This is a genomic window from Lentzea indica (assembly GCF_012184385.1).
Lineage (GTDB): Bacteria > Actinomycetota > Actinomycetes > Mycobacteriales > Pseudonocardiaceae > Lentzea > Lentzea indica.
In genome coordinates this window covers 1-11,227 of record NZ_VSRL01000274.1, presented here as the reverse complement: position 1 = coordinate 11,227, position 11,227 = coordinate 1, and the positions used below count along the sequence as shown (strand labels likewise).

General features: G+C 68.0%; 11 protein-coding genes. 8 read left to right on the top strand and 3 right to left on the bottom strand.

The annotated features are described in order from the left end of the window. The 3 genes from FXN61_RS41265 to FXN61_RS41255 all read right to left on the bottom strand — a co-directional run. Positions 1-511, bottom strand: a 511-nt coding sequence (locus FXN61_RS41265) for a HAMP domain-containing protein (protein ID WP_167979300.1), incomplete at its 3' end; no start/stop codon positions are given. Continuing rightward, entirely contained in the window at positions 508-1,167 is a 660-nt protein-coding gene (locus FXN61_RS41260) for a response regulator transcription factor (RefSeq protein WP_167979299.1), read from the bottom strand. The genes FXN61_RS41265 and FXN61_RS41260, both read right to left, overlap by 4 nt. 9 nt (positions 1,168-1,176) lie before the next feature. Further along, positions 1,177-1,728: a DUF6886 family protein gene (locus FXN61_RS41255; protein WP_167979298.1), complete on the bottom strand. Its 552-nt coding sequence runs from the start codon at positions 1,726-1,728 to the stop codon at positions 1,177-1,179. Positions 1,729-1,746: 18 nt separating this feature from the next. Here FXN61_RS41255 and FXN61_RS41250 point away from each other — a divergent pair, with 18 nt between their 5' ends. The 8 genes from FXN61_RS41250 to FXN61_RS41220 form a co-directional block, all read left to right on the top strand. Beyond that, positions 1,747-2,928, top strand: a complete 1,182-nt coding sequence (locus tag FXN61_RS41250; protein ID WP_167979297.1) for a hypothetical protein — start codon at positions 1,747-1,749, stop codon at positions 2,926-2,928. A gap of 378 nt (positions 2,929-3,306) precedes the next feature. After that, a complete protein-coding gene (locus tag FXN61_RS41245) occupies positions 3,307-4,284 on the top strand; it encodes an ABC transporter permease (protein ID WP_167979296.1) in 978 nt (325 codons plus the stop codon). 16 nt (positions 4,285-4,300) lie between these two features. Next, entirely contained in the window at positions 4,301-5,278 is a 978-nt protein-coding gene (locus FXN61_RS41240; RefSeq protein ID WP_312878403.1) for an ABC transporter permease, read from the top strand. Beyond that, positions 5,278-6,606, top strand: coding sequence for an ABC transporter ATP-binding protein (locus tag FXN61_RS56745; protein ID WP_376770804.1), 1,329 nt, complete (start codon positions 5,278-5,280; stop codon positions 6,604-6,606). Before FXN61_RS41240 ends, FXN61_RS56745 begins: the two co-directional genes overlap by 1 nt. Continuing rightward, complete coding sequence (locus FXN61_RS53615; protein ID WP_312878402.1) at positions 6,492-7,406, top strand: ABC transporter ATP-binding protein; 915 nt, start codon at positions 6,492-6,494, stop codon at positions 7,404-7,406. The genes FXN61_RS56745 and FXN61_RS53615 overlap by 115 nt, the downstream gene beginning before the upstream one ends. Before the next feature lie 86 nt (positions 7,407-7,492). Next, positions 7,493-9,181 carry an ABC transporter family substrate-binding protein gene (locus FXN61_RS41230; RefSeq protein ID WP_312878401.1) on the top strand — a complete coding sequence of 563 codons (1,689 nt, stop codon included), beginning with the start codon at positions 7,493-7,495 and terminating at the stop codon, positions 9,179-9,181. 70 nt (positions 9,182-9,251) lie between these two features. Further along, on the top strand, positions 9,252-10,130 hold the full coding sequence (locus FXN61_RS41225) for a hypothetical protein (protein WP_167979294.1): 879 nt from the start codon (positions 9,252-9,254) through the stop codon (positions 10,128-10,130). A gap of 68 nt (positions 10,131-10,198) precedes the next feature. After that, the coding region (locus FXN61_RS41220) for a caspase family protein (protein ID WP_167979293.1) at positions 10,199-11,227 on the top strand (1,029 nt) is incomplete at its 3' end.

Sequence of the window (11,227 nt, the reverse complement as noted above, 5' to 3'; positions counted from 1 at the left end):
CGGTCAGGTCGCCGTCCCGCAGCCGTCCCGCCATCGCGTTCAGCTCGCGCAACGGCCGGGTGACCCGCCGCGCCAGCCACAGCCCGAGGAACGCCGCCACGATCAGCACGCCGACCGCCAGCGCCGCGCGGAAACCCCAGATCTGCCAGAGCCTGTCGGTGATCGGATCGTCCGGATAGGACAGTCGGATCGCGCCGACGACCGTGCCGTCGGGTCGCGTCGCCGGAACGGTGAGCTTCAGCCCGTCGGAGTCCCACACCTTGTCCGGGGGTTCCGGGCCGAGCACGTCGATCTTGCCGAGCGTCTGCCGTTCGTAGGCGTCGACGAGCGCGCTCAACGACCGGGTGTCGCCGGAGGCCAGCAGCAGCGCGGCGGTGTCGGCCTCCCGGCGCGCGGTGTTCTCCGCGTCGCCGTAGAGCTGGTTGTTCAGGGTGAACGCCACCGGCACGGTGAACGCCGCGACCGCCACCGCGACCAGCAGCACGTAGCTCCAGACGAGTTGGCGGATCACGGGAGCACCAACCGGAACCCGACGCCCCGCACGGTTTCCAGCGAGGCCGCGTCACCGAGCTTGCGGCGCAGCACCCCCACGTGCACGTCCAAGGTCTTGGTGGGACCGAACCAGTTCTCGTCCCACACGGCCTCCATGATCTGCTCGCGGGTGAACACCGCGCCCGGCTCCTCGGCGAGGAACACGAGCAGGTCGAACTCCTTCGGGGTCAGCTCCACCTCGGCGCCGTCGAGGTGCACCCGCCGCCCGCGCCGGTCGATGCGCAACCGCCCGTACTCCTGGGCGGGCTCCGACCGAGCAGGCTGCACGCGCCGCAGCACCGCGCGCATCCGTGCGACGACCTCACGCACCCCGAACGGTTTGGTGACGTAGTCGTCGGCGCCGATCTCCAGTCCCACCACCCGGTCGACCTCGTCGGACCGCGCGCTGATCACGATGATCGGCACGTCACCGCGGGCTCGCAGCTCACGGCACACGTCCAGGCCGTCCATGTCGGGCAGCCCGAGGTCGACGAGCACCAGAGCGAAGTCGGCAGGCTGGGCCTCCAGCCCCTCCGTGCCCGTGCGGACCCATTGGACCTCGAACCCGTAACGGGACAGCCCGCGCCTGAGCGATTCCGCGATCGGCTCGTCGTCCTCCACCAGCAGCACCCGCATGGGCGCAGATCATTCCACTGAACGCGGCAAGGCGTTCCTCAGCCTGATGCCGCTCCACCCGAGCGAGCTGACCGTGACCGCGTCCCAGAACGGCCACAACCGGGGCAGCACCCGCAGCGCGATGCCCGCCTCCTCGTGCAGCGCGAACAGGTCGCCGACCCGTTCGGCGGGCCCGAGCGGCACCACCGGCTCGGTCGCGACCATCGCGTGCCCCCGGCCGTCCCCCTTCTCGTCGAACGGCCGGAACACGCCTGCGGGCAACCGATACGCGTACAGCTGGACGGTTCGCATGCGCTCCAGCCACCCGTACTCGATCGCGTGCACCCGCTCGCCGCAGCCAGGCCCGATGATCCGCTCGCGGTCCTCGTCGGAGGATCCCTCGGCGGTCCACGCCATCGCCCGCGGGCACTGCCGGGGAAACCAGTAATCGGGGGAGCGGCCCGCGTCCACCGCCCACACGTACTCCCCTGGCTGCTGCGCGGTGGCCGCGAGGTGCGGAACGAACCGGGTGATCGAAGGATCTTCGGAGAAGTGCAACACCTGGCCAGGGTCGGGGCGCATGTGGTCATACTGGCGCGCATGTGGAGGCTGACGCTCGTGGTTTTGCTGGTCCTCACCGGCTGCTCCTCAGGCGGCGCGGGCAACGCCGTCGGCTTCACCGCCGTCGACCTCACAGCCACGCCGGAAGCGTTGGCCACACACGGCGACATGCTCGTGATCGGCACCCGTCCGACCGACCACCCTGAACTGGTCACGCGCACCAAGGACGGCAAGCTGAGCAACGCCAGGCTCATCCCGGCGACTCCGTACGGCAAGGAAGCGCACTGGTACGGGATCTCCTCCGACGGCACCACGATCACCGGCGTCGGCGGCGAACGCGGTGGCGCGCACGGCAACGTCCGATGGAGCGCTTGGACCGGCGACACCCGGCAGATCGTCGAGAAGCCGCAGGGGTTCAGCACGTTCGGCGGCTACGGCGCGGGTGAGCTGATCAGTGTGGTCCGTACGAAGCAGGGTCCGTTGATCATCGGAACTTGGCAGAGCGCGAAGGCCGGTCTCGACATCGCCATGTGGACGTACGCGGCGGACACGTGGACCCGCCAGCCGTCCGGCGGCACCGTGCTGGAGAGCTCGCAGGAGCTTCTCCGCTTCCCGCTCGCGGTCACGCCGAACGGCGACGGCGCGCTCGTCGTCGGCTGGCAGATCGCGAAGGGCACCGTGAGTGCCGCGGTCTGGCAGTTCGACGGCACGACCTGGACCACGGCCACGCTCCCGGACGGCGACGCCGCGCTGGCCGCCCGCTGCTGGGACGGCACCTGCCACGTCGTCGGCCGCAGCAAGGGCAAGCTCGCGTGGTGGTCGGGCCCTGACTGGAAGAAGCTGACCACTCCGGACGTTCCGGTCGGCGACAACCAGTCGCTCGCTGCACCTGTTCCCGTCAACGGCATCCCGACGCTGTTCATCGACCACAACGGCGTGAAGCTCGTGTCCGAGAAGGACGAGCGGTCGGCGGACGGTCCCACCGGCGAGGTCGTGGCCGCGGAGAAGGCCGGCGACCAGGTCTTCGTGATCGCGGGCGCCGGCTCTGGCGCATCACCTAGCCGGCAGAAGTGTTCGCGCCCTTGTGACGTGCTTCACGGCGTTCGGTCCAGCGGCGGACGTAGTCGCACTGCGTCCGAGGACGGATGGGCTGGTCGGCGGGGTGGCGCAGGCGCCAGTGCGCTGGACGGACGCCTGACCTGCTCCTCGTCCGGGCAGTAACGCTGCACGTTCAATGGGCTCCGCAGCGTGACGCCCGGTTTTGGATCACATTGCGCTGCTTGTCCCACAACGTCCGGTCATTGCATTCACCCGGATGCGTCAGACCCATCCGCGTCGCGACAGAACTTCACGGTGAATACAGCGATCCGGACGCACAATGGTCACGCTTGGACACACAATTGCCGAGAGTCAACTGTTGATGTGGCAGTTCGTCCGACCTTTCCACCACGCATGGGTGACTATGGCCCGGTCAGTGGGCCCCCACGTAATCGTGGGGGTGGGCGGCGGTCCGCCGGATCGGCGGTTAATCTCTTGCAACTCGTCCACTGCAATCCAGTGCGCCGACGTCGCAACCACCGGGGAGAGGACTGAACACGGGTGGCCGGATTTCTGTTGCGGCGGTTGGTCAACTACGTGGTGCTCGCCCTAGTGGCGACGTTCCTCGCGTTCACGTTGGCCTCCGTCACGTTCGACCCGATCGGGGTGTTGCAACAACGCAACCCACCGCCACCGGCGGCATCGATCGAGGCGAAAAAACGAGACCTCCACCTCGACCAGCCGATCCCGCAGCGGTTCGTGACGTGGATGGGTGGCGTGGTGCAGGGCGACTTCGGCCGCACGATCACCGACCGCCCGATCACCGACGAGCTCGGCAGGCGCATCGGGGTGAGCCTGCGGCTGTTCCTGCTCGGCATCACCATCGGCATCCTGTTCGGTGTGCTGCTCGGCGTGGTCAGCGCGATCAGGCAGTACAAGTTCAGCGACTACTTCGCGACCCTGTTCAGCTTCATATTGCTGTCCACCCCGGTGTTCGTGCTGGGCACGCTGCTGAAGATGGGTGCGCAGGGCATCAACAACTCGATCGGCACCAACGTGCTGATCTTCGTCGGTGAGACAACGCCGGGCTTCCAGGGCAACTGGTTCGAGCACCTCGGAGACCGGCTGCAGCACCTGATCGTGCCGACGCTGACGATCGCGCTCGGCCAGATCGCCTACTACAGCCGCTACCAGCGCTCGTCGATGCTCGACGTGCTCGGCAGCGACTTCCTGCGCACCGCCCAGGCCAAGGGCCTGACCCGCCGCAAGGCGCTGTTCAAGCACGGCCTGCGCACCGCGCTGATCCCGATGGCGACCCTGTTCGCGTTCGGTTTCGGTCTGCTCGTCGTCGGTGGCACGTTCACCGAACGGATCTTCGGCTGGTTCGGCATGGGTGACTGGCTGGTCACCGGCATCTCGGCGCAGGACACGAACGTGACCGCCACGGTGACGCTGTTCGTCGCGGTGTGCGTGCTGTTCTCCGGCTGGCTCGCCGACGTGCTGTACGCCGCGCTCGACCCCCGAATCCGTGTGAACTAGGCAAGGTGACGACGACGTGACCGTGATCCTCAACGAGGGCGACTCCGCGGGAACCGCCGGCGCCGCCTCCGGCAGCCCCGTCGACGCGGCGCCCGATCCGGGCAAGGCGATGACGCGTGGCCGGTTGGTGCTCATCCGCTTCATGCGGAACAAGCTGGCGCTGGTCGGCCTGGTCCTCATCATCGGCATGTACGTGCTGGCGTTCGTGGGCCCGCTTCTGTCGAAGTGGAGCTACGACACACAGGACTATTCCGCGTTCCTGGAGCCGCCGTACGCCGACCACATCTTCGGCACCGACAAGATCGGTACCGACATGTTCGCGCTGACCATGCGCGGACTGCAGAAGTCGCTGATCATCGGCCTGCTCGTGGCGCTGATCTCGACCACCGTGGCCGCGATCGTCGGTGCGGCCGCCGGCTACTTCCTCGGTTACGCCGACAAGGCGCTCATGTGGGTGGTCGACCTCCTGCTCGTGTTGCCGTCCTTCCTGATCATCGCCATTCTGAGCCCGTGGTTCCGCGGCAAGTCGTGGTTCCTGCTCGTGCTCATGCTGGCGGCGTTCCAATGGATGATCACCGCCCGCATCGTGCGCGGTATGACGCTGACGCTGAAGGAGCGCGAGTTCGTGAAGGCGGCCAAGTTCATGGGCCAGCCCGCTCGCAGGATCATCGCCAAGCACATCGTGCCGAACATGGCGTCACTGTTGATCATCGATGCGACGATCAACGTCGGTTCCGCCGTGCTCGCCGAGACGGGCCTGAGCTTCTTCGGCTTCGGCGTGCAGTCGCCCGACGTCTCGCTCGGCACGCTGATCGGCGGCAACGCCGAGTCCGCGACGACCTTCCCGTGGCTGTTCCTGTTCCCGGCGGGATTCCTCGTCGTGTTCGTGCTGGCGGTGAACTGGGTCGGCGACGGTCTGCGTGACGCGCTCGACCCCACCTCCACGCGCGTGCGCAAGCGGGAGAAGAAGGACACCAAGGAGAAGGCCGCCTGATGACCAGTTCGGAGATCCTGTTCGACTCGCCGGCGGACCCGGTCGTCGAAGGACCGGTTCTGCAGGTCGAAGACCTTCACGTGTCCTTCCCCAGCGAGTCCGGCCGCGTGCGGGCCGTGCGCGGGCTGAGCTACCAGGTCTCGCCCGGCGAGGTGCTCGGCATCGTCGGTGAGTCCGGTTCCGGCAAGTCGGTGTCGTCGCTCGCCGTCATGGGCCTGCTGCCGTCCTCTGCGCGCATCACCGGTTCCATCAAGTTCCAGGGCCGTGAGCTCATCGGCCGTTCCGACGCGGACCTGTCGAAGATCCGCGGCCGGCGCATCTCGATGGTGTTCCAGGACCCGCTGTCCGCGCTGACGCCGGTCTACACCGTCGGCGACCAGATCGCCGAGGCGATCCTGGTGCACCGCAAGGGCGGGGTGACCAAGCAGTCGGCCGCGAAGCGCGCGGTCGAGCTGCTCGACCTCGTCGGCATCCCGAACGCCGTCGAACGCGCCAAGGCGTTCCCGCACGAGTTCTCCGGCGGCATGCGGCAGCGCGCGGTGATCGCGATGGCGATCGCCAACGACCCCGACCTGATCATCGCCGACGAGCCGACCACCGCGCTCGACGTGACGGTGCAGGCGCAGGTGCTGCAGCTGCTCGAGACCGCGCAGGAGGTCACCGGCGCGGGCATCGTGATCATCACCCACGACCTCGGCGTCGTCGCCGGGTTCGCGGACCGGCTGATGGTCATGTACGCGGGCCGTGCCGTCGAGACCGGCAAGGTCGACGAGATCTACGAGCGGCCGCGCATGCCGTACACGCTCGGCCTGCTCGGCTCGATCCCGCGCCTGGACGTCGGTGAGAAGCAGCCTCTCGTCCCGATCACCGGCCAGCCGCCGTCGCTCACGGACCTCCCCCGGGGTGCCCGTTCGCGCCGCGTTGCCCGATGGTCGTCGACGCGTGCCACACCGCGGAACCGCCGCTCATCGACGTGGACGGCTCGCCCGAGCACCACGCCGCGTGCATCAGGACCGGCGAGATCGCCGCGACCGCCAGCGAGGGCGCCGAGGCGGCAGCCGAGATCTTCGGCGCCGAGGTCGTCGAAGAGCCGGAGATCGCCAAGGTGCCGCGCGAGCAGCGCAAGACCGTGCTGGAGCTCGACCACCTGGTCAAGGAGTACGCGGTCAACAAGGGCGTGGTGTTCAAGCGCCGCGTCGGCACCGTGCACGCCGTGGCCGGCATCTCCTTCGACATCCGCGAAGGCGAGACCCTCGGCCTGGTCGGCGAGTCGGGCTGCGGCAAGACCACGACCCTCATGGAGATCCTCGGCCTGGAAAGGCCGATGAGCGGCGAGATCTCCGTGCTCGGCACGAACGTGTCCTCTTTGGACTCCAAGCGCCGCAAGGAGATCCGCCGCGACATGTCGGTGGTCTTCCAGGACCCGATGGCCTCGCTCGACCCGCGCCTGACGATCAACGACGTCATCGCAGAGCCGATGCAGGTGCACGGCTACGGCAAGGACGAGATCAACCGGCGCGTGCCGGAGCTGATGCGCCTCGTCGGGCTGCGTCCCGAGCAGCTGTCGCGCTACCCCGGCGAGTTCTCCGGTGGTCAGCGCCAGCGCATCGGCATCGCGCGGGCCCTCGCGCTGGAACCGAAGCTCGTCGTGCTCGACGAGCCGGTGTCGGCGCTGGACGTGTCCATCCAGGCGGGTGTCATCAACCTGCTGGAGGAGCTGAAGTCCAAGCTGGGCCTGGCTTACCTGTTCGTGGCACACGACCTGTCGGTGGTGCGCCACATCGCGGACCGCGTGGCCGTGATGTACCTCGGGAAGATCGTCGAGATCGGCGAGGTGGACTCGGTGTTCGACGCGCCGCGCCACCCGTACACGCAGGCACTGCTGTCGGCGATCCCGATTCCCGACCCCGTCAAGGAACGCCAGCGGGAGAGGATCCTGCTCACCGGCGACCTGCCGAGCCCGGCGAACCCGCCGTCCGGCTGCCGGTTCCGCACCCGGTGCTTCCTGCACGCCTCGCTGCCTCCCGAGAAGCAGCGCACGTGCATCGAGCTCGAACCACCGCGCGAGGCGCAGGCCGCCGACCACGAGGCCGCCTGCCACTTCGCCCAGATCCGTCAGGTCCTCTGATGCATCCGTCGCCTCAGAAGACCTGCGAGCACGAAGGAACAGTGTCCCCGGCAACTGGTGTCCGGGCACGAGGGAGGTTCACGACAGTGAGTCGACGTACCAAGGTGGGAGTGACCGCGCTGGCCGCGATCGCCCTCACGCTTACCGCGTGTGGGGGGCCCAGCAAGACCGACTCCGGCTTGAAGGGGTCGGAGGGCACGGTCGGTCAGGCGGACATCAACCCGCAGGACGGGTCCAAGGTCAAGGACGGCGGCGAGTTCCGCTGGCCCGTCGACCAGTTGCCGGACAACTGGAACTACAACCAGCTCGACGGCACCAACGCCGACGGCCGGCGCATGATCGACACGTTGATGCCGAACCTGTACAAGCAGAAGGCCGACTCGACGATCGAGGTCAACAAGGACTTCCTCGACGACGCGAAGCTCGCTTCGACCGACCCGCAGGTTCTCGAGTTCAAGATCAACCCGAAGGCCAAGTGGTCGGACGGCACCGCGCTGTCCTGGCAGGACTTCGAGGCCATGTGGAAGTCCCTCAACGGGACCGACAAGGCCTACGAGGTCGCCGGCACCACCGGCTACGAGGACATCGAGAAGGTCGAGAAGGGCGCGACCGACCAGGACGTCAAGGTCACGTTCAAGAAGAAGTTCGCCGAGTGGAAGGGCATGTTCTCGCCCCTCTACCCGAAGTCCATGTCCTCCTCGGCCGAGGAGTTCAACAAGGGCTGGGCCGACGCGCCGAAGGTGACCGCCGGTCCGTTCAAGATCGGCACGATCGACCGCACCGGCAAGCTCGTCACGGTCGTCCGTGACGCCGCCTGGTGGGGCCAGAAGCCGAAGCTGGAGAAGATCACGTTCCGTCAGGTCGACCGTCCCGCGCTCGCGGACGCGCTCGCCAACGGCCAGATCGACTTCTTCGACATCGGTTCCAGCATCGACAACTTCACGCGTGCCAAGTCGATGCAGGGTGTGACGATCCGCCAGGCGATCACGCCGGACTACTCGCACATCACGTTCAACGGCGCGGACTCCTCGATCCTCAAGGACGCGAAGCTCCGTGTCGCGCTGATGCGCGGTATCGACACCAAGACCATCAGCAAGGCGCTGCTCGGCCAGATGCTCAAGGGCGACGCGCAGGTCACCGGTAACCACTTCTTCCTGCTCGGCACGAAGGAGTACAAGGACAACTCGGCGATCGCGTCGTTCGACAAGGAAGCCGCGAAGAAGCAGCTCGACGAGCTGGGCTGGAAGCTCGAGGGCGAGACCCGCAAGAAGGACGGCAAGGAGCTCGTCGTCCGGTACGTCATCCCGACGCCGAACCCCATCTCCGACCAGATCGCGAAGCTCGTGCAGTCGCAGCTGAAGGAGATCGGCGCCAAGGTCGACATCCAGGCCGTGCCGTCGACCGACTTCTTCAAGCAGTACGTCAACGTCGGCAACTTCGACATGACCGGTTTCCGCTGGCTGTCCTCGGCCACGCCGATCTCGGACAGCAAGGGCATCTACTCTCTCGACCCGGCCAGCACCAACCAGAACTACGGTCGCATCGGTTCGGAAGAGGTCAACAAGCTGCTCGAGCAGGCGAACGGTGAGCTGGACGACGCCAAGCGCGCCGACCTCGCCAACGAGGCGGACAAGAAGATCTGGGAGCTGGGCCACCAGCTGCCGCTCTACCAGCTGCCCGGCGCGGTCGCGGTGAAGAGCAACGTGGCGAACTTCGGTGCCGTCGCGTTCGCGAACCGTCCGTACGACTACATCAACATGGGCTTCACCGAGTGACGTGCAGTTAGCTGTTGAACGGCCCGGCGGGTCTCCCGCCGGGCCGTTCGCTTCTGTTGGGAGCTTTCCTTTGTTGCGGTCCGGGGCCCGTGCGCTGCGTCATGGTGTTCTCGCCACGGCGATGGTGTTGTCCGTCTGCTTCGTGGTCGCGCTGTTCTCGTGGCTGTCCTATTCGGACGGTCGCGCTGTCCTGTCCTCCCTGACCGCTCGTGAGGTCGGTGAGGTCGTGTCCTTCTCGGACGGTGCGGTCGAGGTCCGGTGGCCTTCCGGGTCGGCTCGCGTTCCGTACGAGGACGGTGCGCGGTTCGTGGGGCGGCAGACGCAGGTCGCCTTCGACCCCGCGGACCCGGCTCGAGCGGTGATTCCCGGATCGGACCTGTTCCTGGAGACCGATCGTGCGCTGGGCGGCGTGACGTTCTCCGTCGCCGTGGCGTTGCTGGTGGTGTTCGTGGGCCTGGCACGGTTCTTGCTGGCCATCCGGGCGGTGCGTTCCTCGTCGGTGACGGTGTCCGTGCGGCGGATCCGGTTGCAGTCGGGCCTGATGGTGCGCTCGTGGCTGGAGATCGACGGGCCGACAGAGCGGTGGCTGCCCGTCTACTACGACCCGGTGCTCGTGACGCTGCCGTCGCCGGTCGACGTCGAACTGCGCGGCGGCAGGGTCGCCGTCGTCGACGGCGTGACCATCTACCCGTCCGGACGCGTGGTGACGAAGCACCCCCGAGGCCGGCGCGCGGACAATCCCGCACAGCCTGATCCGGAGACGCGCGCGCCGCGCGGCCTGCTCGCCCAGTTGCGGGCGGACGCGGTGTTCATGGTGCCCGCGCCGTTCGTCGGCCTGTTCTGGGCCTATCTGGACGCCAGCGGTTTCACGGGCTGGATCACGGCGACGGTGATCGCCGCCGTGCTGGGCCTGTGGTGGGGAGCGTTCCGGGGTTCCGACCCGTCGTAATGCTTTCGCGTGATTGAGCGACCTCATCTCTTAGGAGGCCGCTATGACCGACGTCACGCTGCGCGTTCATGAGGATGGGGCCGACGACGAGCGCATCGACCAGCTCACCGCGTTCCTGCGGTCCGAGCTGCAGGAGCTCGTGGCCGTGTCGGGCGTTCCGGGAGACCGCCGAAGGCGCCAAGGCCGTCGACCTGGCCGAGCTCGGCACCCTGCTGACCACGATCTCCCAGTCCACGGTCCTGGCCGCTCTCATCAACGCCGTGTCCTCGTGGCTGGGCCAGCGCCGCGAGCGTTCCGTGACCATCGAGGCCGACGGCGACCCCCTGGAACTGACCGGCGCTCCCACCGCGGACGAGCTCGCACAACGGTCGGAGTGGCTGGGCCGCCACCTCCACCGCTACGCGTTGATCATCGCCGGCTACGAGTTCACCGACCCCGGCCTCTCCGCCCTGCGCGCACCGGCCCACGACGCCGCCCGCCTGGGCGAGGTGCTGGCCGACCCGCGCATCGGCGGCTTCCACGTACGCACCATGATCAACTCCTCTGCCGCCGAGGTGAACGAGGCCGTCGAGGACTTCTTCGCCGACCGCGAGCCCGACGACCTCCTGGTCCTGCACTTCTCCGGCCACGGCGTCAAGGACGAGGCCGGCGAGCTCCACTTCGCCACCTCCGGCACCAAGCTCTCCCGCCTGGCAGGCACCGCCGTCGCCGCGGACTTCGTGGCCCGCCGCATGAACCGCTCCCGCTCCCGGCGCATCGTCCTGTTGCTGGACTGCTGCTACTCCGGCGCGTTCGGCCGGGGCATGGTCGCCCGCGCCGGCGGCTCGGTGGGCCTGGAAGAGCAGTTCGGCGGCAGCGGCCGTGCCGTGATCACCGCGTCGTCAGCCATGGAGTACGCCTTCGAGGGCGCCTCCGTCGCCGACTCCTCAGAGGGCGAACCGTCGGTCTTCACCTCAGCCCTGGTGGAGGGCCTGGAATCCGGCGAGGCCGACCGCGACCAGGACGGCCACGTGGGCCTCGACGAGCTCTACGACTACGTCTACGACCGAGTCCGCAGCGTGACCCCGCACCAGACCCCCGGCAAGTGGATGCTCGAC